Source organism: Microbispora sp. NPDC004025, assembly GCF_053604425.1.
In genome coordinates this window covers 21855-46152 of sequence record NZ_JBSGHN010000002.1, presented here as the reverse complement: position 1 = coordinate 46152, position 24298 = coordinate 21855, and the positions used below count along the sequence as shown (strand labels likewise).

Annotated in this window: 23 protein-coding genes; 20 read left to right on the top strand and 3 right to left on the bottom strand. The window is 71.5% G+C overall.

Annotation, left to right across the window (positions count from 1 at the left end):
* Positions 1 to 11 precede the first annotated feature (11 nt).
* A complete protein-coding gene (locus ACWEQG_RS04620; RefSeq protein ID WP_452281715.1) occupies positions 12 to 1241 on the bottom strand; it encodes a DUF349 domain-containing protein in 1230 nt (409 codons plus the stop codon).
* 59 nt (positions 1242 to 1300) lie between these two features.
* Positions 1301 to 2152, bottom strand: coding sequence for a peptidylprolyl isomerase (locus tag ACWEQG_RS04615; RefSeq protein WP_363468992.1), 852 nt, complete (start codon positions 2150 to 2152; stop codon positions 1301 to 1303).
* Positions 2153 to 2420: 268 nt separating this feature from the next.
* Here ACWEQG_RS04615 and ACWEQG_RS04610 point away from each other — a divergent pair, with 268 nt between their 5' ends.
* Genes ACWEQG_RS04610 through aspS form a run of 3 tightly spaced genes read left to right on the top strand, consistent with a single transcriptional unit; the run spans position 2421 to position 6108 of the window.
* Positions 2421 to 3104, top strand: coding sequence for an MBL fold metallo-hydrolase (locus tag ACWEQG_RS04610; protein ID WP_452282852.1), 684 nt, complete (start codon positions 2421 to 2423; stop codon positions 3102 to 3104).
* Positions 3104 to 4360, top strand: a complete 1257-nt coding sequence (gene hisS, locus ACWEQG_RS04605) for a histidine--tRNA ligase (protein ID WP_452281713.1) — start codon at positions 3104 to 3106, stop codon at positions 4358 to 4360. Before ACWEQG_RS04610 ends, hisS begins: the two co-directional genes overlap by 1 nt.
* Entirely contained in the window at positions 4357 to 6108 is a 1752-nt protein-coding gene (aspS, locus tag ACWEQG_RS04600) for an aspartate--tRNA ligase (protein WP_363468995.1), read from the top strand. The genes hisS and aspS overlap by 4 nt, the downstream gene beginning before the upstream one ends.
* Positions 6109 to 6165: 57 nt before the next feature.
* On the opposite strand, the gene ACWEQG_RS04595 is transcribed toward aspS, so the two are convergent.
* Complete coding sequence (locus ACWEQG_RS04595; RefSeq protein WP_363468997.1) at positions 6166 to 7083, bottom strand: peptidylprolyl isomerase; 918 nt, start codon at positions 7081 to 7083, stop codon at positions 6166 to 6168.
* Between the two features lie 223 nt (positions 7084 to 7306).
* Between ACWEQG_RS04595 and ACWEQG_RS04590 the strand changes: the two genes are divergently transcribed.
* From ACWEQG_RS04590 to ACWEQG_RS04510, 17 genes are all read left to right on the top strand, one after another.
* On the top strand, positions 7307 to 7774 hold the full coding sequence (locus tag ACWEQG_RS04590) for a hypothetical protein (RefSeq protein ID WP_363468999.1): 468 nt from the start codon (positions 7307 to 7309) through the stop codon (positions 7772 to 7774).
* A gap of 16 nt (positions 7775 to 7790) precedes the next feature.
* Positions 7791 to 9110: a replication-associated recombination protein A gene (locus ACWEQG_RS04585; RefSeq protein WP_452281711.1), complete on the top strand. Its 1320-nt coding sequence runs from the start codon at positions 7791 to 7793 to the stop codon at positions 9108 to 9110.
* Positions 9111 to 9292: 182 nt separating this feature from the next.
* Positions 9293 to 9763, top strand: coding sequence for a DUF948 domain-containing protein (locus ACWEQG_RS04580; RefSeq protein ID WP_452281709.1), 471 nt, complete (start codon positions 9293 to 9295; stop codon positions 9761 to 9763).
* Complete coding sequence (locus tag ACWEQG_RS04575) at positions 9760 to 10029, top strand: hypothetical protein (protein WP_363469004.1); 270 nt, start codon at positions 9760 to 9762, stop codon at positions 10027 to 10029. The genes ACWEQG_RS04580 and ACWEQG_RS04575 overlap by 4 nt, the downstream gene beginning before the upstream one ends.
* 1 nt (position 10030) lies before the next feature.
* The gene (alaS, locus tag ACWEQG_RS04570) at positions 10031 to 12703 is read left to right on the top strand and encodes an alanine--tRNA ligase (RefSeq protein WP_452281707.1); all 2673 of its coding nucleotides are present in this window, start codon (positions 10031 to 10033) and stop codon (positions 12701 to 12703) included.
* Positions 12704 to 12710: 7 nt separating this feature from the next.
* Entirely contained in the window at positions 12711 to 13214 is a 504-nt protein-coding gene (gene ruvX, locus ACWEQG_RS04565) for a Holliday junction resolvase RuvX (protein ID WP_452281705.1), read from the top strand.
* Positions 13211 to 14245 (top strand): endolytic transglycosylase MltG, encoded by a 1035-nt coding sequence (gene mltG, locus ACWEQG_RS04560; protein ID WP_452281703.1) that lies wholly within the window; start codon positions 13211 to 13213, stop codon positions 14243 to 14245. Before ruvX ends, mltG (ACWEQG_RS04560) begins: the two co-directional genes overlap by 4 nt.
* 200 nt (positions 14246 to 14445) lie before the next feature.
* Positions 14446 to 15600 (top strand): endolytic transglycosylase MltG, encoded by a 1155-nt coding sequence (mltG, locus tag ACWEQG_RS04555; RefSeq protein ID WP_452281701.1) that lies wholly within the window; start codon positions 14446 to 14448, stop codon positions 15598 to 15600.
* Entirely contained in the window at positions 15597 to 16451 is an 855-nt protein-coding gene (locus ACWEQG_RS04550) for a shikimate dehydrogenase (RefSeq protein WP_452281699.1), read from the top strand. The genes mltG (ACWEQG_RS04555) and ACWEQG_RS04550 overlap by 4 nt, the downstream gene beginning before the upstream one ends.
* Before the next feature lie 183 nt (positions 16452 to 16634).
* Positions 16635 to 17312: a translation initiation factor IF-3 gene (gene infC / locus ACWEQG_RS04545; RefSeq protein WP_452281697.1), complete on the top strand. Its 678-nt coding sequence runs from the start codon at positions 16635 to 16637 to the stop codon at positions 17310 to 17312.
* 141 nt (positions 17313 to 17453) lie between these two features.
* Positions 17454 to 17648, top strand: coding sequence for a 50S ribosomal protein L35 (gene rpmI / locus ACWEQG_RS04540; RefSeq protein WP_030504936.1), 195 nt, complete (start codon positions 17454 to 17456; stop codon positions 17646 to 17648).
* A gap of 22 nt (positions 17649 to 17670) precedes the next feature.
* A complete protein-coding gene (gene rplT / locus ACWEQG_RS04535; RefSeq protein ID WP_169983106.1) occupies positions 17671 to 18051 on the top strand; it encodes a 50S ribosomal protein L20 in 381 nt (126 codons plus the stop codon).
* 71 nt (positions 18052 to 18122) lie between these two features.
* Positions 18123 to 18956, top strand: coding sequence for a TrmH family RNA methyltransferase (locus tag ACWEQG_RS04530; protein ID WP_452281695.1), 834 nt, complete (start codon positions 18123 to 18125; stop codon positions 18954 to 18956).
* Positions 18957 to 19052: 96 nt separating this feature from the next.
* Positions 19053 to 20147: a sensor histidine kinase gene (locus ACWEQG_RS04525; RefSeq protein WP_363474005.1), complete on the top strand. Its 1095-nt coding sequence runs from the start codon at positions 19053 to 19055 to the stop codon at positions 20145 to 20147.
* A gap of 110 nt (positions 20148 to 20257) precedes the next feature.
* On the top strand, positions 20258 to 21358 hold the full coding sequence (gene pheS, locus ACWEQG_RS04520; RefSeq protein ID WP_452281693.1) for a phenylalanine--tRNA ligase subunit alpha: 1101 nt from the start codon (positions 20258 to 20260) through the stop codon (positions 21356 to 21358).
* The gene (locus ACWEQG_RS04515; RefSeq protein ID WP_452281691.1) at positions 21358 to 23928 is read left to right on the top strand and encodes a phenylalanine--tRNA ligase subunit beta; all 2571 of its coding nucleotides are present in this window, start codon (positions 21358 to 21360) and stop codon (positions 23926 to 23928) included. The genes pheS and ACWEQG_RS04515 overlap by 1 nt, the downstream gene beginning before the upstream one ends.
* Before the next feature lie 121 nt (positions 23929 to 24049).
* Positions 24050 to 24295 (top strand): hypothetical protein, encoded by a 246-nt coding sequence (locus tag ACWEQG_RS04510; RefSeq protein WP_169983101.1) that lies wholly within the window; start codon positions 24050 to 24052, stop codon positions 24293 to 24295.
* The last annotated feature ends 3 nt before the right edge of the window (positions 24296 to 24298 follow it).

The following is a 24298-nucleotide window of genomic DNA, read 5'->3' as shown; positions in this document are numbered from 1 at the left end:
CATGAGGCCGGTCAGGAGAACTCGGCGAGCGTGCGCTCGGCCTCCTGGAGCCAGGAGCGGCGGGCGGACAGGGCCTCCTCCGCCTCCTTGACGTCCTTGTCCCGTCCCGCCGCCTGGGCCTTGGCCAGCCGGGTCTCCAGCTGACCGATGGACTTGAGTAGCTGGTTGACCGTGTCCTGGGCGCGGGCCCTGGCCTCGGGGTTGGAGCGCTTCCACTCGGCCTCCTCGGCCCTGCGCACCGCGTCGTCGACCTTGCGCAGCCCGCCCTCCAGGCGGTCGCGCTGGTCGCGCGGCACCGGCCCGGCGGCCTCCCAGCGCTCCAGGATGCCCCGCAGCGTCGAGCGCGCGGCACGGGCGTCGGTGACCGGCAGCAGCTTCTCGGCCTCGGCCAGCAGGGCCTCCTTCACCTCCGCGTTGGCGGCGAAGGAGGCGTCCCGCTCGGCGAAGACCGCCGAGCGGGCCTGGAAGAACTGGTCCTGGGCGGCCTTGAAGCGCGTCCACAGCTCGTCCTCGACCTCGCGGGAGGCGCGGCCCGCGGCCTTCCACTCGCGCATCAGCTCCCGGTAGGCCGCCGCGGTGGCGTTCCAATCCGTCGAGTCGGCCAGCGCCTCCGCCTCGCCCACGATGCGCTCCTTGGTACCGCGCACCGCGTCGCGCTGCTGGTCGAGCGAGGAGAAGTACGCCTTGCGCCGCTTGGCGAAGGCCGTACGCGCCGTGGAGAGCCTCTTCCACAGCGTCGCCTCGGTGGCCCGGTCGACCCGCTCGGCGGCCTTCCACTCCTCGACGAGCTGCCGCAGCCGCTCGCCGCCGGACTTCCAGTGCGTCGTCTCCTCGGCGATGCGCTCGGCCTCGGCGACGATCCGCTCCTTCACCTCGCGCGCGTGCGCCCGGGCCTGGTCACGCGCCGCCCGCAGCTCCTCGCGCCGCTTGCCGACCAGCTCGGTCAGCGCCGTCAGCCGGTCCTGCAGCGAGCCGAGGTCGCCGACCGCGTGGGCGTCGGTCACCGACTCGCGCAGCTTGGCGATGCTCGCCTCGGCCTGGGCCGGCGCGAGGTCGGTGCCGCGCACCCGCTGCTCCAGGAGCTGCACCTGGCCCGCCAGCTCGTCGAACTTCCGGCGGTAGTAGGCCAGCGCCTCCTCCGGCTCGCCGGCCTGCCAGGACCCGACGGCCCGTTCTCCCTCAGCCGTACGCACGTAGACGGTGCCGTCCTCGTCTACCCGGCCCCACGGGTCGGTGCTCACCGTGTCCTCCCGCACTTGAATCAGCCTCCAGGGCTCGATGTGCCCTTGGTTGTATTACGTCAGCTCTTGCTGGTGATTGTCACGTCTTTGATGACCACAGGCTGCTTCGGGGCACCGGTGCCGTCCCCGCCGGCACTGGCGATGACGCCCTTCTTGGCGACCTTGTCCACGATTTCGAGTCCTTTGGTCACCGTACCGAAAGGCGTGTAGTCGGGCGTCAGCCCGGTGTCCCCGAACACGATGAAGAACTGGCTCCCGTTCGTGTTCGGGCCGCTGTTCGCCATCGCGAGCACGCCCCGCGTGTACTTCGCGCCCGCCAGGTTCTCGTTGACGAACCGGTAGCCCGGCCCGCCCTGGCCGTCGGTCGGGTTCTCGCCGTCGGCCTTGGCCAGCGGGTCGCCGCACTGCAGGATCGGGAAGTCCGTCCCCATCCGGTGGCACTTCGTGTCGTCGAAGAAGTCCTTGGAAGCCAGGAACTTGAACGAGTTGACCGTGCAGGGCGCCTTCTCGCTGTCCAGCCGCGCGACGATGTCGCCGAGGTTGGTCTTGATGGTCATGGTCGCCGGGGCCGTGCTCACCTTCTCCGGCGGCATGCCGACGTTCTTGACCTGACCGCTGCCCTCGTCGGCGACGTAGCCGCAGGTGCCCTTCGCCGGGTCGTACGGCTTGGGGTCGGCCACGGCGGGCTTGATGCTCGCCGACGGCTTCGCCGACGCCGTGGCGGCGTCGTCGTGGTCGCGGCCGAGCAGGGTCGTGGCCGCCACGACTCCGCCGATCACCACCACCACGGCCGCGGTGGTGCCGATGACGGCGTTGCGCCGCACCTTCTGCTCGCGTTCCGCGCGTGCCTGCAGTTGCCGCTGGTAGTGCTCCCGGGCCAGCTGCTTCTGCCGGTCCTTGCCGGTGACCACTTCGACCTCCCGACTTGTCCTGTTTCCCATGGTCGTACGCCCGGACGCGATCTCGCCGGCGCGTGCCCGCCACGCCCGGAGGTGCTCCGGGAATGGCGGCCCGTTCTATAGCATCCGGCTCGACTGCTCCAAGAATGACTATTGAGGTGGGCGAATCGTATCGGCTGACGGGTATTGGTTCGCAGCCTGCCGACCCGCACCGGTACCCTTCGGTTACATTCGCTCGCGCAATCCTTGATTGATCCGTAGAGACGCAGAGGCCGCTTCCGTGCTCGTCGCCGGGTTTCCCGCAGGGTCGTTCCAGACCAACTGTTACGTCGTCGCTCCCGCAGCAGGCGAGGAGTGTGTGGTCATCGACCCAGGTCAGGACGCCGTGGAGGATCTCGACGCGCTGCTGCGCGAGCACCGGCTGAAGCCGGTCGCGGTGCTGCTCACCCACGGCCACATCGACCACGTGTGGTCGGTGGCGCCGGTGTGCGGCGCCCGCGACGTGCCCGCGTGGATCCATCCCGAGGACCGCGACCTGCTGTCGGACCCGGCGAAGGGGTTCCCGCCGCAGGCGGGCCAGGTGTTCGGCGGGCTGAAACTTTCCGAGCCCGACGACGTGCGGGAGCTGGCCGACGGGGCCGTGCTGTCGCTGGCCGGGCTGGAGCTCACGGTCGAGCACAGGCCGGGCCATACCTGGGGGTCGGTGACGTTCCGGACGCCCGTCGAGGACTCCGAGGTCCTGTTCGCGGGCGACCTGCTGTTCGCCGGCTCCATCGGCCGTACCGACCTGCCCGGCGGCGACTACGCCGCCATGCTGCGCAGCCTCGCCAAGACGCTGACGCTGCCGGACGAGACCACGGTCCTGCCCGGCCACGGACCGCAGACGACCATCGGCCGCGAGCGCGCGACCAACCCCTTCCTCAGGGACGTCGCGCCGCACGCAGGCCCGACCAGGGGATTGTGATGACCTTTCAGGCGCCCAAGGGCACCTTCGACTGGATGCCCCCGCGTTCGGAGTGGGCTCTCGCCGTACGGGACGCCCTGGCCGCGCCGGCCCGCCGCGCCGGCTACGGCTACGTCGAGACGCCGGCCTTCGAGGACACGGCGCTGTTCTCCCGCGGCGTCGGCGAGTCGACCGACATCGTGACCAAGGAGATGTACACGTTCACGAGCCGGGGCGGGCAGTCGCTGACGCTGCGCCCCGAGGGCACCGCGAGCGTGATGCGGGCCGTGCTCGAACACGGCCTGTACGGCGGCCCGCTGCCCATCAAGCTCTGGTACTCGGGCAGCTACTTCCGCTACGAGCGGGCCCAGGCCGGCCGCTACCGCCACTTCTCCCAGGTGGGAGCGGAGGCCCTGGGGGCCGAGGATCCCGCGCTCGACGCCGAGCTCATCGTCCTCGCGATGGACGGCTACGCCTCACTGGGCCTGCGCGGCGTCCGGCTGCTGCTGAACTCGCTCGGCTGCAAGGAGTGCCGGCCGGCCTACCGCGCCGCGCTCCAGGACTTCCTGCGCGGCCTGGACCTCGACGAGGCCACCCGCAACCGGATCGAGATCAACCCGCTGCGCGTGCTCGACGACAAGCGTCCCGAGGTGCGCGCGCAGCTGGAGGGCGCGCCGCTGGTCACCGACCACCTGTGCGGGGCCTGCAAGGCCTACCACGAGGAGGTCAGGGGCCTGCTGACGGCCGCCGGCGTGGGGTACGAGGACGACCCCCGGCTCGTGCGCGGCCTCGACTACTACACACGCACGACCTTCGAGTTCCTGCACGACGGCCTGGGCGCCCAGTCGGCGGTCGGCGGGGGAGGGCGCTACGACGGGCTGAGCGAGCAGATCGGCGGCCCGGCACTGCCCAGCGTGGGCTGGGCCCTCGGGGTGGACCGCACGGTGCTCGCGATGGAGGCCGAGGGCCTGCTCGCCGAGCGGCCCCGCGGCGTCGAGGTGTTCGCCGTACCGCTCGGCGAGGAGGCCAGGCGGCGGGTGTTCCCCCTGGTGAGCGAGCTGCGCCGGGCCGGCCTCGCCGTAGACATGGCCTTCGGCGGCCGTGGCGTCAAGGGCGCGATGAAGGCCGCCGACCGCAGCGGCGCGCGGTACGCGCTCATCCTCGGCGACCGAGATATCGAGGCGGGCGCCGTGCAAGTGAAGGACCTGACCACAGCCGACCAGACCGCGGTTCCGCTCGCGGAGGTCGTCGAGTTCTTGAAGGGGAAACTCTCGTGATCCGCACCCACGAGGCAGGCACGCTCCGCAAGGAGCACGCGGGCCAGAAGGTGACGCTCGCCGGATGGGTGGCGCGCCGGCGCGACCACGGCGGCGTGGTCTTCATCGACCTGCGCGACGCCTCCGGCTCGGCCCAGGTGGTCTTCCGCGAGGAGGACCACGCCCACGACCTGCGCGCGGAATACTGCGTGAAGGTCACAGGCGAGGTACGCCGGCGCCCGGCCGGCAACGAGAACCCCGATCTGCCCACGGGCGAGATCGAGGTCGTCGCCTCCGAGGTGGAGGTGCTTAGCGAGTCGGCCCCGCTGCCGTTCCCGATCGAGGGCAACGCGGGCGTGTCGGAGGAGGCGCGGCTGAAGTACCGCTACCTCGACATCCGCCGCCAGAAGATCGCCGACGCCCTGCGCATCCGCTCGCAGGCGACCTACCTCGCCAACGAGGTCATGCGTGAGCGCGGCTTCGTCTACGTCGAGACCCCGAACCTGACCCGTTCGACGCCCGAGGGCGCCCGCGACTTCCTGGTGCCCGTACGGCTCCAGCCGGGCAACTGGTACGCGCTGCCGCAGTCGCCGCAGCTGTTCAAGCAGCTGCTCATGGTCTCCGGCCTGGAGCGCTACTACCAGCTCGCCCGCTGCTTCCGCGACGAGGACCTGCGGGCCGACCGGCAGCCCGAGTTCACCCAGATCGACATCGAGATGTCGTTCGTGGACCAGGACGACGTCATCGAGCTGGGCGAGGCGCTCATCGGGCGGATCTGGAAGGAGACGATCGGCTACGAGCTGCCGACGCCGCTGCCCCGGATGACGTACGCCGAGGCGATGGCGCGCTACGGCTCGGACAAGCCGGACCTGCGCTTCGGCGTCGAGCTGACCGACCTCACGGACTACTTCTCCGGCACCTCGTTCCGCGTCTTCCAGGCGCCGTACGTGGGCGCGGTCGTCATGCCGGGCGGCGCCTCGCAGACCCGCAAGGAGCTCGACGCCTGGCAGGAGTGGGCCAAGTCGCGCGGCGCCCGCGGCCTGGCGTACGTGCTGGTCCAGGAGGACGGCACGCTGGGCGGCCCGGTGGCCAAGAACCTGTCGGAGACCGAGCTGGCCGGCCTCGCCGGCAAGACCGGCGCCAAGCCCGGCGACGCGATCTTCTTCGCGGCCGGCGCGCGCGCGGCCTCCCGCGACCTGCTCGGCGCGGCCCGCCTCGAGATCGGCCGCCGCTGCGACCTGATCGACGAGTCGCAGTGGTCGTTCCTGTGGATCGTCGACGCCCCCATGTTCGAGGAGGACGGCGAGGGCGGCTGGACCCCGGTCCACCACCCGTTCACCTCTCCCAAGCCGGAGTGGGCCGACAACTTCCAGGACAACCCCGGCGAGGCCCTGGCGTACGCCTACGACATGGTCTGCAACGGCATGGAGATCGGCGGCGGCTCGATCCGTATCCACCGCGCGGAGATGCAGCAGCGCGTGTTCGACGTGCTCGGCATCTCAAAGGAGGAGGCCGAGAGCAAGTTCGGCTGGCTGCTGGAGGCGTTCAAGTACGGCCCGCCGCCGCACGGGGGCATCGCCTACGGCTGGGACCGCGTCTGCATGCTGCTCGCGGGCGGCGAGTCGATCCGGGACGTGATCGCGTTCCCGAAGACGGCGTCCGGCTACGACCCGCTCAGCGGGGCGCCCACCCCGATCAGCCCGGACCAGCGCAAGGAGGCCGGCGTGGACGCCACGCCGAAGGCGGACAAGCCCGAGTCCGCGCAGTAGAACGCGAGACGGCCCCCGCGACACCGGTCGCGGGGGCCGTCCTGTGTCCGGGGCCGGTCAGACGATGGCCACGTCCTTGATGACGACCTTCTTCTTCGGGGCGTTGGAGCCCTCGCCCCGCACGTCGGCGGTGGGGTCGCCGTTGAACGGGATGATCCCGCCTCTGGCGATCTTGTCGATCACGTTCATGCCCTTGCTCACCACACCGATCATGGTGAACGCGCCGCCGGCGGCGGTCAGCTGGCTGTTCTCGTCGCTGAAGGAGATGAAGAACTGGCTGCCGTTGGAGTTGGCGTCCTCCGTGGCCTGCGCCAGTCCCACGGTTCCCCGGACGAGCGGCATGCCGCCGAGGTTCTCGTCGTCGAACAGGTAGCCGGGCCCGCCCGAGCCGTCCTCCTTGCGCTTGCCGTTACCCGTGGCCAGGGGGTCGCCGCACTGCAGCATGCCCAGGCCGACGGTCTCCACCGTCGCGAGGCGGTGGCAAACGGTGTTGTCGTAGAAGTTCTTACTCGCCAGGAACGCGAGCGAGTTCACCGCGCACGGCACGTCCTTGGTGGCCAGGTCGATGACGATCTCACCCTGGTTGGTCGTGATGATCATCTGCTTGGCCAGGATGACCCTCCTGGTCAGCTTGCTCGGCGGCATGCCCACGGACTTCGACGGGCTGCCCGAGTCGTCCTTGCGGTACGTGCAGGAGATCTGACGCAGGTCGGTGGGCCTGGCCGTCGGCGCGTCCGGCGCCAGCGTGGTCTCGGTCACGGTGGGGGCGTCCGAGGGGGACGCGGAGGAACTGGCCGAGGCTGTGGCCTTGGCCTCGTTGGCCGTGCCGTCACTGCAGGCCACCAGGCCGCCCGCCAGCGCGAGGAGCCCGAGCCCGGCACCGAGGGTGCTCCCCAGGCGGCGACGTGCAGTGGTCGCGCGCCCGGCCGTGCTCACGCGCGAAGCCGGTTGCTTCTGCCGATCAGTGTCGGTCACCGCTATGCCTTCCGTTTTCCCATTTATTACGACTGGTGCGCCACTCTATCCGTGATCCCGTCGGCTTCGTGTAAAGCACGCGTCCCTTGGGTATCACCATGGTTTGCGCCAGGTGCGCTCATCTTGCTCTCAGATCTGCCTGGGAACCTCCTGACGATCGAATCCGTATATCGGGAGCGGCCCGCGATCCGCGCCCCGGCTGCCGTCACAGGAGCGATGCACGATGTTCGACCAGGTCTTCGGACTCCCGGCCCATGCTCTGATCGTCCACGCGGCGGTGATCTTCGCGCCGCTGCTCGCGGCGCTGTCCATCGCGTACGCCGCGCTGCCCCGCCTGCGGCACAAGCTCGACTGGGCCCTGGTGGCGACCGCCGTGGTGGCGCTCGGCGCCGTGTTCGCGGCCGAGCAGAGCGGGGAGGCGCTGGAGCACCGGATGTTCCAGGGGCGGCCCTCCGCCGCGATCGAGACCCACTCCGGGCTCGCCGAGGTCCTCGTGCCGGTGACCGCGCTCCTGACCGTCGTGTCCCTGGTGATGGTGTGGCTCACCCGGGCCCGCCGCGCCCCGCGGGGCGCCGGATCGCGGGCGGGCCTCATGGTCGTGTCCGCCGCCGCCGTGATCCTCGCGGTGGTCGTCGGTTACTACGCCGTACGGACCGGGCACACGGGCGCGACCGCCGTGTGGGGCGGCTGACGGTAGTGTCGGCGACGTGGAGAGCCTGTTCGATTCGGCCGCGGAGGAGGCGCACCGGGGCCAGGAGCCGCTGGCCGTGCGCATGCGGCCGCGCTCGCTGGAGGAGGTGATCGGCCAGCGGCACCTGCTGGGACCCGGCACGCCGCTGCGCCGTCTGGTGGAGAGCGACGCCCCGATGTCGCTGTTCCTGTGGGGACCCCCGGGCACCGGAAAGACCACGCTGGCGTACGTCGTGGCGGGCGCCACCAAGCGGAGGTTCGTCGAGATCTCGGCCGTCTCCGCCGGGGTCAAGGACGTGCGCGCCGCCATCGACCAGGCACGCCGCGAGCTCGGCATGTCCGGCAGGCAGACCGTGCTGTTCGTGGACGAGGTCCACCGGTTCAACAAGGCGCAGCAGGACGCGCTGCTGCCCGCCGTGGAGAATCGCTGGGTCACCTTCATCGGCGCGACCACCGAGAATCCGTTCTTCTCGGTCATCTCCCCGCTGCTGTCCCGCTCGCTGCTGCTCACGCTCGAGCCGCTGGCCGAAGACGACGTCCGCGGCGTCCTGGAGCGCGCGGTCGCCGACCCGCGCGGCCTCGGCGGGCGCGTCACGCTGCACCCCGACGCCCTCGACCAGCTCGTACGGCTGGCCGGAGGCGACGCGCGGCGCTCGCTTACCTACCTGGAGGCGGCCGCGATGCTGACCGACGGGGCCACGGCAGAGGTCACCGTCGAGGTGGTGGAGAAGGCCGTCGACAAGGCGGCCGTGCGCTACGACCGGCAGGGCGACCAGCACTACGACGTGGTCAGCGCGTTCATCAAGAGCATGCGGGGCTCGGACGCCGACGCGGCGCTGCACTACCTCGCCCGGATGGTGGAGGCGGGGGAGGACCCGCGGTTCATCGCCCGCCGGATCGTGATCTTCGCCAGTGAGGACGTGGGCATGGCCGACCCCACGTGCCTGCAGGTCGCGGTGGCCGCCGCGCAGGCCGTGGAGTTCATCGGCCTGCCCGAGGGCCGGATCAACCTCGCCCAGGCCGTCATCCACTGCGCGCTGGCGCCCAAGTCGAACGCGGTCGTGAAGGCGATCGGCGCGGCCTCCGACGACGTGCGGCGGGGCATGGTGGGGCGCGTCCCCGGTCACCTGCGCGACGCCCACTACGCGGGCGCGAAGAAGCTCGGCCACGGCAAGGGCTACCAGTACCCCCACGACTTTGAGCACGGCCTCGTCCGCCAGGACTACGCGCCGGAGGAGCTGCGGGAGCGCCGCTACTACGAGCCGACCACGCACGGCGCGGAGGCGCGGTTCGCCGAGCGCTGGGCGAAGATCCGGAGCTTCCTGCGCGGAGGCTGACCTCCGCCTGTGGGTTATGCCGAGCGCCCCGAATGTGTGGCGCGTAGCGCTCCGTATGTGTGGCGCGCAGCGCCCCGTGTGTGTGGTGCGGAGCGCCCCGTGTGTGTGGTGCGGAACGGCGGGCAGGTCGTTCGCGATAAGGTCTTGCCATTCCAGCTCCGTTGATCTAGGGAGATCGGCACATGCTTACCGCGGGAGAGCTGGCGGGCCTCGTGGTCGCCATTTTCTGGGTGATCCTGGTCTGCTTCATGGTCGTCGTGCTGGTCAGGCTGGCCAGACTGCTGACCGAGACCCGCAAGTCGGTGGCCGAGCTGAGCGACCGCATCGCCCCGCTCCTCGACGACATGAGCCAGACCGTCTCCGAGGCCAACCGGCGGCTGGTGGCGGCCGAGGAGATCACGGACAACATGCGTGACGTCAGCGGCAACATGGTGAGGATCACCGGGGTGGCGTCCACGCTGCTCGCCGGTCCGGTGCTCAAGATCTCCGCCTTCCGCGACGGCTTCCGCCTGGCGCTGGCCAGGCGAGGCGCCCGACGGGTCCCGGCCCGCAGGGTCGCCCGCGGCGGCCCCCGGACCGGGGACAGGATCAGCGAGCGGCACGCGGCCGAGCGGGCCGCGGAGCGGCGGGCGATCGGGAGGGGACGCGGATGATCCGGCGGCTTTTCTACATGTCCCTGGGCGCGTTCGTCACGGTCTGGACGATGCGTAAGCTTCAGTCGTTGCGGCCCGACCACGTGGCCAGGCGCACCGCCGATCGCGCGGTGACCCTCGCCGACCAGCTCAGGGACTTCGCCGGCGAGGTGCGCCGCCTGTCGGCGAGCAGGGAAACCGAGTTGCGCGCCGAGTTCGGACTCGACACGGTTGCTGGAAACACCACAGGCAAGAACAGAATCTACGACGTAAAGGACGGCCGCTGAAATGGAGTCGGCAGAGATCGCGCGCCGCTTCCTGCGCTTCTTCGAGGAGCGCGGGCACACAGTCGTGCCCTCGGCCAGCCTGGTCGCCGAGGACCCGACACTGCTTCTGGTGAACGCGGGGATGGTCCCGTTCAAGCCCTTCTTCCTGGCGCAGCAGACGCCGCCGTACCGGCGGGCGACCAGCGCGCAGAAGGTCATGCGGACCCTCGACATCGACGAGGTCGGCAAGACCACCCGGCACGCCAGCTTCTTCCAGATGCTCGGCAACTTCTCCTTCGGCGACTACTTCAAGGAGCAGGCGATCCCGTTCGCCTGGGAGTTGCTGACGCGGCCCGAGTCCGAAGGCGGCTTCGGCTTCCCGGAGGACCGCCTGTGGGCGACCGTCTACCTGGACGACGACGAGGCCCAGGACATCTGGCACCGCAAGGTGGGGCTGCCGCTCGACCGCATCCAGCGCCGTGACCTGGCCGACAACTACTGGCACATGGGCGTCCCCGGGCCGGGCGGCCCCTGCTCGGAGATCTACTACGACCGCGGCCCGGAGTACGGCCGCGAGGGTGGGCCGATCGCCGACGAGAACCGCTACCTCGAGGTGTGGAACCTCGTCTTCATGCAGTTCCAGCTCAGCACGGTCCGCGCCAAGACCGACTTCGACGTCGCGGGCGAGCTGCCGGCCAAGAACATCGACACCGGCATGGGCCTGGAGCGCATGGCGGCCATCCTGCAGGGCGTCGACAACATCTACGAGATCGACACGACGTACAAGATCCTCGACACGGCGGCCGACCTCACCCGGTCGCGCTACGGGCGCGACAAGCGCGCGGACGTGTCGCTGCGGGTGATCGCCGACCACATGCGGGCGGGCGTCATGCTCGTCGGCGACGGTGTGCTCCCGTCCAACGAGGGCCGCGGCTATGTGCTGCGCCGCATGCTGCGCCGTGCGATCCGCAACCTCCGCCTGCTCGGCGCGGGCGAGGAGCGGCACATGCACGCGCTCACCGCCGTGACCATCGACGTGATGGGCCAGCAGTACCCCGAGCTCAGGGCCGACGCCGCCAACATCCACACCGTCATCGACGCCGAGGAGGCGTCGTTCCTCGGCACGCTCCGCACCGGCACGGCGATATTCGACGTCGCGGTGGAGGAGAGCAAGCGCAAGGGCGCCTCGACGCTCAGCGGCGACCAGGCGTTCCAGCTCCACGACACCTACGGCTTCCCGATCGACCTCACCCTGGAGATGGCGGCCGAGCAGGGCCTCCAGGTGGACGAGGAGGGCTTCCGCCGGCTCATGAAGGAGCAGCGGGACCGCGCCAAGGCCGACGCCGCGGCGAAGAAGACCGGCAACGCCGACATCTCGGTGTTCACCGGCATCCTCGAGAAGGCCGGGAAGATCGACTTCCTCGGCTACGACCACACCACCGCCGAGGGATCCGTCATCGGCCTCCTCGTCGACGGCGCGTCCGTCCCGGCGGCCGGCGCGGGGACCACGCTGGAGGTCGTGCTCGACCGCACCCCGTTCTACGCCGAGGGCGGTGGCCAGCTCTCCGACCAGGGCGTGATCCGCACCGGTGGCGCGGAGATCGACATCGTCGACGTCCAGTCGCCGGTGCCCGGCCTGGTCGTGCACCGCGGCAAGGTGCGCGTCGGCGAGGTGCGCGTCGGCGACCAGGCGCAGGCCGACATCGACCTGGAGCGGCGCCGCGCGATCTCCCGCAGCCACACCGCGACCCACCTCGTGCACCGCGGATTCCGCAACGCGCTCGGCGAGTCGGCGGCCCAGGCGGGCTCGGAGAACTCCCCGGGCCGCTTCCGCTTCGATTTCACCGCGGCCGGGGCCGTCTCCCCGTCGATGCTGCGCGACGTCGAGGACGAGGTGAACGCCGTCCTGATCAACGACCTCAAGGTCAACGCCTTCTACACCAGCCAGGCGCAGGCCCGTGCGATGGGCGCGCTCGCCCTGTTCGGCGAGAAGTACGGCGACGAGGTGCGGGTGGTCGAGGTCGGCGACTACTCCCGGGAGCTGTGCGGCGGCACGCACGTGGCCAGCTCCGGTCAGCTCGGCCTGGTGAAGGTGCTGGGCGAGTCGTCCATCGGCGCGGGCGTGCGCCGCGTGGAGGCGCTCGTCGGCCTCGACGCGTTCCGGTTCCTGGCCCGCGAGAGCGTGCTGGTCGCCCAGCTCAGCGAGCAGCTGAAGACCCGCCGCGAGGAGCTGCCCGAGCGTATCGAGGGCATCGTCACCCGGCTGCGGACGGCGGAGAAGGAGCTGGAGAAGCTGCGCTCGGCCCAGGTGCTCGCGGTGGCCGGCGAACTCGCCGCGCAGGCCCGCGAGATCCAGGGCGTCTCCGTGGTGACGCACCGCGCGCCTGATGGCACCACCGCCGACGACCTGCGTAAACTCGCCCTCGATGTGCGCGGCAGGTTCCCTGGCGACCGCGCCGCGGTCGTCGTCGTCTCCGGCGTCCCCTCCGACCGGCCGGTCGTCGTCGCCGCGGTCAACGAGGCGGGACGCGAGCGCGGCCTGAAGGCGGGCCGGCTCGTCGGCGTCGCCGCCAAGGCACTCGGGGGTGGCGGTGGCGGCAAGGACGACGTGGCCCAGGGCGGTGGCACGCGGCCCGAGGCGATCGGCGACGCGCTGCGCGCGGTCGAGGAGGCCATCTCCTCCGCGGTGGCGTGAGCGGCCGATGAGGCACGGCGTCAGGATCGGGGTCGACGTCGGCTCCGTCCGCATCGGCGTGGCCCGCAGCGACCCGTCGGGTCTGCTGGCCACGCCGGTGGAGACCGTACGGCGCGGCCGGGGCGACCTGGCGAGGATCGCGGAGATCGCCGCCGAGCACGAGGCGATCGAGATCGTGGTGGGCCTGCCCACGTCGTTGTCGGGCAGGGAGAGTCACGCCGCCGAGGCGGCACGGGCCTTCGCCACGCGGCTGGCCGCCCGGATGGCTCCGGTCCCGATCCGGCTGGTGGACGAACGGCTCACCACGGTCAGTGCCCAGCAGGGCCTGCGGTCCAGCGGCGTGAAGGCCCGCAACCAGCGCGACGTGATCGACCAGGCGGCGGCCGTCGTGCTGCTGCAGGCCGCGCTCGACGGCGAGCGGGCCACCGGCAATCCCCCCGGCAGACCTCTCGAACCACCGCGGCCCGGCGCCGGGCCCGGTGAGGAAGCGAGCGGCGGGACCGCACGGTGAGGCGGACCGCGGCCGTCGTGGCCGGGGCGCTCGCCCTGGTCGCGGCGGCGGTGGCGTACGGCGTGCACGAGGTCGTCGGGCAGTCGGACAAGGCCCCCGACTACTCCGGCGGCGGGTCGGGGACGGTCACGGTCGAGATCACGCCGGGCACGAGCGCCGGAGAGATCGGCAGGACGCTGGAGAGCGCCGGCGTGGTGGCCAGCGCCCAGTCGTTCATCGAGCAGGTGATCACGCGCTCCAAGGAGAGCAGCCTGCGCCCGGGCCGCTACGTCCTGCGGCGCCGGATGGCCGCCGCCGACGCCCTCGACCTGCTGCTCGCGCCCGCGAGCAAGGTCGTGCGCAAGGTCACCGTGCCCGAGGGGCTGCGCACGCGTGAGGTGCTCCGCATCCTCGCGGAGGGGACCGGCATCCCGCTGAAGGACTTCACCGAGGCCGCCGCCGACCCCGGGCGGCTGCGCCTGCCCGCGTACGCCGAGGGGACCGCCGAGGGGTTCCTGTTCCCGGCCACGTACGAGATCGAGCCGGGCGTGACCGCCGTCGACATGCTCAGGAAGATGGTGGCCCGGTTCCGGGTCGCCGCGCGGAAGGTGCGGCTGGAGGAGCTGGCGCCGCGCGTGCGGCTCACGCCCAAGCAGGCGGTGACGGTGGCGAGCATCATCCAGGCCGAGGGCGGCGTCCCCGCCGACTACCCCAAGATCGCCAGAGTGGTGTACAACCGTCTCGCGCGCGGGGCGAAGCTGGAGATGGACAGCACGGTCAACTACGCGCTGGACCGCCACACGCTCAAAGTCAGCAACGAGGACACGCGGGTCGACTCGCCGTACAACACCTACGCGCGGCCGGGACTGCCGCCGGGGCCCATCGGCAACCCGGGAGAGGCCGCGCTCGTCGCCGCGCTCCATCCCGCCGAGGGCACGTGGTACTGGTTCGTGACCACTGATCCTCGTCGTAAAATCACCAAATTCACTGACAAAGAGGCGGAGTTCAGGAAATATCGGGAGGAGCTGAACAGGTATCTCGGGACGAACTGATCGCCTCCCGGGGCATCCGCGCGGCGCCGGCCCGCGGGGGTCCGGAGCGCGCCCGGTGCGTCCGCACGGCCCCGCCGCCCCCTGGGCGGGGCTCCATATATCGGGAACGCCCCCCGCGGAACCCCCTGTCCCGAACCCCCTCGGTTTGGCACACTCGCTTGACGGGAGGCCTCTCGTACCGAGAGATTGGCCAGCGCACTATGAATGATCTGGACATGGACTTCCTGCTCGGCGCCGAGGACGACGACGGTTCTCCCCGGCGCCGGACCTCTGGCAGCCGCACCCAGCAGCGGCGCAGCCGCAGACGCCGCAAGAAGCAGCGGCGCAAGGGCAGGGTCGCGACGCTGTTCGCCGTTGTGATCATCGTCGGCGTCCTCGGCGGCCTCGGCTACTTCGGATTCACCTGGGCGCGCGGCGTGATGATCCCCAAGGACTACACCGGGGAGGGGCGCGGGGAGGTCGTCGTCGAGATCGAGGAGGGCGCGAGCGCCACCGACGTCGCCCAGATGCTGGAGGACGAGGGCGTCGTGGCCAGCGCGCGGGCGTTCATCAACGCCATCGGCGCGGCCGGGAAGAGCTCCTCGCTCCAGCCGGGCCAGTACGAGATGCGCAAGAGCATGTCCGCCGAGTCCGCCCTGGCCCTGCTCGACCCCAAGAACCGCATGCTCAACCGGCTGACCATCCGTGAGGGGCTGCGGCTGAGCAAGATCTACGAGGAGCTGTCCACCGCCACGGGCAAGCCGGTCGAGGACTTCAAGAAGGCCGCTCGCGCCGACATCGGGCTCCCCGCGTACGCCAAGGGCCGTCTGGAGGGCTACGCGTTCCCGGCCACGTACGAGATCAGCAGCAAGCTCACCCCGCAGCAGATCCTCACCAAGATGGTCGACCGGTTCAACCAGACCGCGGACCGGGTCGACCTGGAGGGTCAGGCGAAGCAGCTCGGCTTCAGCGCCAGGCAGATCATCATCATCGCCAGCATCGTGCAGGCGGAGGCCGGCAGCGCCGAGGACATGCCGAAGGTCGCCCGGGTCATCTACAACCGGCTGGCCTCCAACCCCCAGATGAAGCTGGGCATGGACAGCACGGTCATGTACGGCCTCAACAAGTACGGCATCGCGGCCTCGCACGCCGACCTGGAGAGCACCTCGCGGTACAACACCTACAAGTACTTCGGCCTGCCGCCCGGCCCGATCGCCAACCCCGGCGACCACGCGATCGAGGCCGCGCTGCACCCGGCCGACGGCAACTGGCTGTACTTCGTGACGGTCGACCCCAAGCGGGGCATCACCAAGTTCACCGACAAGGAGTCGGAGTTCTGGAAGCTGCGCGACGAGTTCAACCGGAACAACAAATGACCGGGACCGGCCAGGGGACCGGCCGCCGGGCCGCGGTCCTCGGGTCCCCGATCGCCCACTCGCTGTCCCCGGTCCTGCACCGGGCGGCGTACGCGGAGATGGGCCTGGACGACTGGCGCTACGACGCGATCGAGTGCGCCGAGGACGGGCTCGCCGGCCTGATGGCCGGTCTGGGCGCCGAATGGGCCGGGCTGTCGCTCACGATGCCGCTCAAGCGCGCCGTGCTCCCCCTGCTGGACAGCGTCTCCGACCTCGCGCTGGCCGTCGGCGGCGCCAACACGGTGGTCTTCGGCGAGGACGGCGCGCGGCACGGCGAGAACACCGACGTGTACGGCATCGTGCGGGCGCTCGCGGAGGCGGGCGTGCCCGCACGGGCCTCCGCGGTCGTCCTCGGCGGCGGCGCCACCGCGGCCTCGGCCGTCGCCGCCCTGCGGGAGACGGGGCTCGCGGAGGTCACGCTGGTCGTCCGCGACCCGGCCCGCGCGGGGGAGACCCTGCGGGTCGCCGAGCGCCTCGGCACGACGGTGACCGTGCGCTCCTTCGACGACTTCGATCCCGCGGCCGATCTGGTCGTCTCCACGTTGCCGTCCGGCGCGGCCGACGCGCTGGCCGATCGGGTCGCGGCGCGCCTGCCCGAGAAGGCGGCGCTGTTCGACGTCGTCTACGCGCCTTGGCCGACCGCGCTGGCCGCGGCCGCAGGCGCGCGCGGGCGCACCGTGCTCGGGGGCTTCCCGATGCTGCTGCACCAGGCGGTGCGGCAGGTCGAGCTGATGACCGGGCGCGCGGACGTGCCGGTGGAGACGATGCGCGCCGCCGGCGAGGCCGAGATCGCACGCCGGGCGGCCTCCTGAGCGGCGTCGCGCCGGGGCAGGAATACGTCGAGGGACATTCGGGTTTGTGGTAGCGTAGGAACTCGATCGGTCCGGCATGAGCTGGACGCGCAAGCGGAGGTCCTCCTCCCACCTGCTCCGCCGAAAGGCGGACGGGTTCAGGATCACACCGGAGTTTTCGGCAGGAGAGCTCAGTGACCCCGCATGCGTGACGTGCGGGGTTTTTGTTTTGCCCCGCACGGTCGAGACAAGCGGAAGTCTTTTGGAGGTCCCATCAGCACCGAGCCCCGCATCAACGACCGTATTCGTGTGCCCGAGGTGCGCCTCGTCGGCCCGAACGGCGAACAGGTCGGCATCGTCTCCATCGGCGACGCGCTGAAGCTGGCCCAGGAGAGCGATCTCGACCTGGTGGAGGTCGCGGCCACGGCCCGCCCGCCCGTCTGCAAGCTCATGGACTACGGCAAGTTCAAGTACGAGTCGGCCATGAAGGCGCGTGAGGCCCGCCGTAACCAGGCGCACACGATCATCAAGGAGATCAAGCTCCGGCCGAAGATCGACCCGCACGACTACGAGACCAAGAAGGGTCACGTCGTGCGCTTCCTGAAGGCGGGAGACAAGGTCAAGGTCACGATCATGTTCCGGGGCCGCGAGCAGTCCCGGCCAGAGCTGGGCTTCCGGCTCCTGCAGCGCCTCGCTGAGGACGTCACCGACCTGGGGTTCGTCGAGTCGCAGCCGAAGCAGGACGGTCGCAACATGATCATGGTGATCGGGCCGCACAAGAAGAAGGCCGAGGCGAAGGCCGAGAAGGCCGCCGCCAAGGCCCGCGGCGCCGACGTGCCGGAGGCGGAGCCCGCCGAGGAGCAGGCCGCGCAGCCGCAGTGACACCCGCCTGAACCACCAGGCGGGGCGCCGCAGACGTACACGGAAACCGAGACCGGGGCGGTCTCGCGGAGTAAGGCAGGCCGCCGGCCCGGGTCACCGGCCCGGGCCGTCGGCACGGACGAAAGAGGAGAGACGGCTGAGATGCCGAAGATGAAGACGCACAGCGGTGCGAAGAAGCGGTTCCGGCTCACCGGATCCGGCAAGGTTGTCCGCCGCCGCGCCAACCGGCAGCACCTGTTCGAGCACAAGCCGTCCACTCGCACGCGCCGTCTCGAGGGTGTCGTCGTCATGTCCGACGCCGACACCAAGAAGATCAAGAAGCTGCTCGCGAAGTAACGACCCGGGGAGATAGAACAACATGGCACGCGTGAAGCGGGCGCTCAACGCCAAGAAGAAGCGCCGGGTCGTCCTCGAGCGGGCGAGCGGTTACCGGGGGCAGCGGTCGCGCCTCTACCGCAAGGCCAAGGAGCAGATGCTCCACTCGATGACCTATGCGTACCGGGACCGCAAGGACAAGAAGGGCACGTTCCGCCGGCTGTGGATCCAGCGGATCAACGCCGCGGCCCGGGCCAACGGCATCACCTACAACCGGTTCATCCAGGGCCTGCGCCTGGCCGGCATCGAGGTGGACCGCAAGATCCTCGCGGACCTCGCGGTGAACGACGCCCAGACCTTCGCCACGCTGGTCGAGTCCGCCAAGAAGGCGCTCCCGTCCGACGTGAACGCGCCGGTCGCCTGACACACCTGCTTCGACGAGGGCCCGCCGCCTGCGGCGGGCCCTCGTCCACGTCGAGGGGGGAATGAGCGGGCATGGCGGAGCTCACCAACATCAAGTCGCCGCGGGTCAAGGCGGCCCGCAGGCTGACCAAGCGCGCGTTCCGGGATCGTGACCGGGCGTTCCTGGCCGAGGGACCGCAGGCCGTCCGCGAGGCCCTCGCGATCAAGGACGTCACGGTCGAACTGTTCACGACGGTGGAGGCGGAGACGCGGCACGCCGACATCGTGGCCGACGCCGTGGCGGCGGGCGTTCCCGTCCACCGCGCGAGCGGCGAGGTCATGTCGGAACTGACCCAGACCGTCACCCCGCAGGGTCTGCTGGCCGTGTGCCGCTTCGTGCACGTCCCGCTGGCCGAGGCGGTGCCGCGGGGGACGCGGCTGGTGGCGATCCTCGCCCACGTGCGCGACCCCGGCAACGCCGGCACGGTCCTGCGAACGGCCGACGCCGCGGGCGCCGACTCGGTGGTGTTCACCGACGCGTCGGTGGATCCGTACAACGGCAAGTGCGTGCGGGCCAGCGCGGGAAGCCTGTTCCACCTGCCGGTCGTGACCGGCACTTCCGTCGCGGACGCCGTACGGCACGCCAAGGAGGCGGGGCTGCGCGTGCTCGCGGCCGACGGCGCGGGCACCCGGACGCTCGACGAGGTCGCCCTCGACGCGCCCACCGCCTGGCTGTTCGGCAACGAGGCGTGGGGCTTGCCGCCCGAACTCCTCGCGCTGGCCGACGAGGTCGTCCGCGTCCCGATTTACGGGCGGGCGGAAAGCCTCAATCTCGCCACCGCCGCGGCGGTCTGCCTGTACGCCTCCGCACGCGTTCAGCGGCAGACCTTACATTCCGTGGAAGATCCCACTACCCCCGCGCCCTGAGGCTGCTGCCGGGCCCGGGAAACCCGCTATTGTCGGCGAAGGAGTCGCGCAGAACCCGGCGGCGCGCGCAGTTCCGGAGCTCGAGGAGGCGGTCTCGTGCGAGGTGACGACACCCCCGGCGGCGCCCTTGAGGGGGACCCCGGAGGGCGGGCGGACATCGACGCCGACGACCTCCCCGACGGCCTCGTCGCCACCGACGCCGACGGCGTGATCCTCGTGGTCAACCGGGCCGCCGAGTGGCTCACCGGCGTGACCCGCGAGGCGGCCGTGGGCAGGCTCATCGGCGACGTGCTGCCGCTGCGCGACCAGGACGGCCGCGACTGGTGGAAGTGGCTCGACCCGCAGGGCGGGCTGTCCACGCGCAGCCGCCAGCCGGAACGGCCGCTGCACCTGCCCGGCCGCCAGGAGATGCTCGTCGCCGCGCGCTTGGTCCGCACGCCGAGGCGCGGCGGGCGGGTGGAACGCGTGGTCATCACGCTGCGTGACGCCTCGGCGCGCGCCCGGATCGAGCGCAGCCGCGCCGATCTCGTCTCGACCGTGGCCCACGAGCTGCGCTCGCCGCTGACCAGCGTCAAGGGGTTCACCGCGACGCTGCTCGCCAAATGGGACCGCTTCACCGACGCCCAGAAGCGCGTGATGCTGGAGACGGTCAACGCGGACGCCGACCGGGTGACACGGCTGATCACCGAGCTGCTCGACGTCTCGCGCATCGAGTCGGGCAGGGTGGAGATCCACCGCCAGATCGTGGACGTGCCGGCCCGGGCCCGCAGGATCATCGCGGGCCGGGTGGCGGCGGGGGAGCCGGAGGACCGCTTCCGGCTGGAGGTTCTCGGCGAGCTGCCCGAGATGTGGCTCGACCAGGACAAGATTGACCAGGTTCTCGCGAACCTGGTGGAAAATGCGGTGCGCCACGGACGCGGTACGGTGACCATAGTGGTGGAGCCGGTCGAATGGGGAGTGGCGGTGTCGGTGCGGGACCAGGGTGAGGGCGTGGCGCCCGAGCTGGTCGGCCGCGTCTTCCGCCAGTTCTGGCGGGGCAACGGCCGCCGCCGCGGGGGGACCGGACTCGGCCTGTTCATCGTCAAGGGCCTCATCGAGGCCCACGGCGGCACGATCAGCGTGCAGCGCGCGCCCGGCGGCGGCGCGGAATTCCGATTTACGTTGCCCACCGGCACCCCTGACTTCGCCTGAGCCTTTTCCACAGGCTCCCCGCGCGGAGGACGGCCCGGTGGGCTGATCGGACTAGACTCGTTGCCGCTGAGCGCAGGGCGCTCGCAAGCCCCTGGATACGGAGCTCTCTCTTGTCGAACACCTATGACCCGGTCGAGGTGACGCCGCTGCACGCCGACGAGGTCGCGCGGGCGCAGGCCGACGCCCTCGCCGCCATCGCCGCGGCGCGCGACCTCGACGATCTGAAGCAGGCCAGGCTCGCGCACGCGGGCGACCGCTCGCCGATCGCGCTGGCCAACCGTGAGATCGGCGCACTGCCGCCCGCCGCGCGAGCCGAGGCGGGCAAACGGATCGGCACCGCGCGCAAGGCCATCGGTGAGGCCCTCGCGGCCCGCCAGGCCGAGCTGGAGGCCGAGCGGGACGAGCGGGTCCTCATCGAGGAGACCGTCGACGTCACGCTGCCCTGGGACCGCGCGCCGCGCGGCGCCCGGCACCCGCTGACCACCCTCCAGGAGCGCATCGCGGACGCCTTCGTCGCGATGGGCTACGAGGTGGCCGAGGGGCCCGAGCTCGAAGGCGAGTGGTTCAACTTCGACGCGCTGAACATCGCCACCGACCACCCGGCCAGGTCCGACCACGACACGTTCTTCGTGGAGAGCGTCGAGTCGGGGAAGGTGCTGCGCACGCAGACGTCCCCGGTGCAGATCAGGGCCCTGCTTTCGCGCCCGTTGCCCGTGTACGTCGTGTCGCCGGGCAAGACCTTCCGCACCGACGAGCTCGACGCCACGCACACACCGGTCTTCCACCAGGTCGAGGGCCTGGCGGTGGACAAGGGGCTGACGATGGCCCACCTGAAGGGCACGCTCGACCGGTTCGCCGAGGTGATGTTCGGCGCGGGGATCACCACCCGCTTCCGGCCGCACTACTTCCCGTTCACCGAGCCGTCCGCCGAGCTCGACCTGCGCTGCTTCGTCTGCCGCGGCTCCTCGGCGGTGCCCGGCAACCCGCCCTGCCGCACCTGCAAGTCGGAGGGCTGGATCGAGTGGGGCGGCTGCGGCATGGTCAACCCGCGCGTGCTGATCGCCTGCGGTGTCGACCCCGCCGTCTACTCGGGATTCGCCTTCGGCATGGGCGTGGAGCGGACGCTGATGTTCCGCCACAACGCCGAGGACATGCGTGACATGGTCGAGGGCGACATCCGGTTCACCCTGCCGTTCGGGATGGAGGTCTGATGAAGGTCCCGCTTTCATGGCTGCGGGAGTACGTCGATCTCCCCGCGGTCACCGCCCAGGAGGTGGCCGACCGGCTCACCGCCGCCGGCCTCAAGCTGGAGGCCATCCAGTCGCACGGCCACGAGATCAAGAACGTCGTGGTCGGCCGGGTCCTCGAGATCGAGGAGCTGACCGGGTTCAAGAAGCCGATCCGGCACTGCAAGGTCGAGGTGGGGGAGGCGACGCCGCGCGAGATCGTGTGCGGCGCGACGAACTTCTCCGAGGGCGCCGTGGTCCCGGTCGCGCTGCCCGGCGCGGTGCTCCCCGGCGGCTTCGAGATCGGCTCCCGCAAGACCTACGGGCGCCTGTCCGACGGCATGATCTGTTCGGAGGCCGAGCTCGGCATCGCCGAGTCCTCCCCGGGCATCCTGCTGCTGCCGCAGGACACCCCGATCGGCGCGGACGTGGTCGAGCTGCTCGGCCTGCGTGACGACGTGCTCGAACTCGAGGTCGCCACCGACCGCGGATACGCCCTGTCGATCCGCGGCGTCGCGCGTGAGGCGGCCGTCGCGTTCGGCGTGCCGTTCCGCGACCCCGCCGCGGTCGAGACGCCGGCGGACGGCGGCGAGTCCTGGCCGGCGGCGATCGCCGACCCGACCGCCTGCGACCGTTTCGTGCTGCGCTCGGTCACCGGGTTCGACCCGGCCGCCGTGTCCCCGCTGTGGATGCGGGTGCGGCTGGCCCGCGCCGGCATGCGCTCGGTCTCGCTGGCCGTCGACGTCACCAACTACGTGATGCTGGAGCTCGGCCAGCCGCTGCACGCCTTCGACCGGTCGCGCCTGTCCGGCACGGTCGTCGTACGGCGGGCCCGGCCGGGCGAGAAGCTCGAGACGCTCGACCACGTGGTGCGCACGCTCCACGAGGAGGACATCCTCATCACCGACGACTCGGGCCCGATCTCGATGGCGGGCACGATGGGCGGCCTGCACACGGAGATCTCCGACACCTCGACCGACATCGTCATCGAGGCGGCGCACTTCTCCGCCACCGGCATCGCCCGCGAGTCGCGGCGGCACAACCTGGTCAGCGAGGCGTCCAAGCGGTTCGAGCGCGGCGTCGACCGGGAGCTGCCGCTGGCCGCGTCGTGGCGGGCCGTCCAGCTCCTGGCCGAGCTGGGCGGGGCCGTCGCCGAGCCCGGAGTGACCCACGCCCAGACGGAGGTGTCCCCGGTTCGGATCACCATCCCGGTCGACCACCCCAGCCGCGTGGCGGGCGTGCCGTACGAGCGGGAGAGCGTGATCCGCAGGCTGGAGCAGATCGGCTGCACGGTGACCGAGGGCGCCGCGCCCGCGGCCGCCGCCGGGACCGGTGTCGCTGCCACCGGCGTGCTCGCGTCCGGCGACCTCGCCGGCCGGCTGGCCGTGCACGGCGACGACCTGATCACCGTCACGCCGCCGACGTGGCGTCCCGACCTGACCGACCCGAACGACCTCGCGGAGGAGGTCATCCGGCTGGAGGGGTACGACCGTATCCCGTCGGTCCTGCCGCCCGCTCCCGCCGGCGGCGGGCTGACGGAGGAGCAGCGGCTGCGCCGCCGGGTGGGCCGGGCCCTGGCCCACGCGGGCTTCGTGGAGGTGCTCGCCTACCCGTTCATGGGACCGCGCGACCTCGACAACCTGCTGCTGCCCGGTGAGGACCCCCGCAGGCGGGCGACCCGGCTGGTCAACCCGCTCAGCGAGGACGAGCCGTACATGCGGACCACGCTGCTGCCCGGTCTGCTGAAGATCCTGGTGCGCAACGTGGGCCGCGGATTCGCCGACGCGGCGCTGTTCGAGTCCGGGCTGGTCTACCGGCCCGAGCCGGACGCCCCCGCCACGGCGCCGGTCCTCGCGGTCGACCGCAGGCCCTCTGAGGAGGAGCTGGCGGCGATCGAGAGGGCGCTGCCGAGGCAGCCGCTCCGGGTGGCCGTGGTGCTCGCGGGAGAGTTCGAGCGCTCCGGCTGGTGGGGCCAGGGCCGGCAGGCGTCCTGGGCGGACGCCGTCGAGGCGGCCCGCACGGTCGCGCGTGCGGCGGGTGTGGAGCTCGGCGTCCGGGCCGACCAGCACGAGCCGTGGCACCCCGGGCGGTGCGCCGCGCTGACCGTGACCGACGCGGAGACCGGTGAGCAGGTCCTGGCCGGTCACGCCGGCGAGCTGCACCCCCGGGTCGTCGAGGCCTACGGGCTGCCGCCGCGCACCTGCGCGATGGAGCTGGAGCTGTCGCTGCTGGTTCCCGCCGGGCCGGTGGAGACGCCCGCGGTCTCGGCCTACCCGGTGGCGACGCAGGACGTCGCCCTGACCGTCTCCGCCTCGGTCCCGGTCGCCGAGGTCGAGGCCGCGCTCCGCGAGGGCGCGGGCGAGCTGCTCGAGTCGGTCAGGCTGTTCGACGTCTACACGGGCCCGCAGGTGGGCGAGGGGAACAAGTCCCTGGCCTACACGCTGCGGTTCCGGGCCCCCGACCGCACGCTCACGGCCGAGGAGACCACGGCGGCGCGGGACGCCGCCGTCGCCGTCGCCGCGCAGCGCACCGGAGCCCAGCTCCGCGGCGCCTGAGAAGGTTCACCTCGGCGGGTGCCGGCAGCGGTGCGAACGCGCACCGGGCCGGCACCCGCCGCCATGTCGCCCCCTGCACCCATGGGCAGTCGAGGGGCGAGCAGCGATCTCCGGAGGAGCGGTGCGTCACCTGCTGGTGTTCCCCGAGCGGGACAGCGCGGAGGAGTCGGCCGAGGCCGTGGCCGAGTTGTTCCCGGCACTGGGCGTCCCCACCGTCGTCCGTGAGCTGCTCGCCGGCGAGGACGACGCCGAGGACGCCCAGTGGGTGGTCGTGGTGGACGACCCGGATGGCGCGCTCGGCCCGGCCGGCCTCGCCCGGCTCGACGCCCTCGCCGAGGAGGGCGAGGGCTGGCGCGAGCCGGGCTGACCG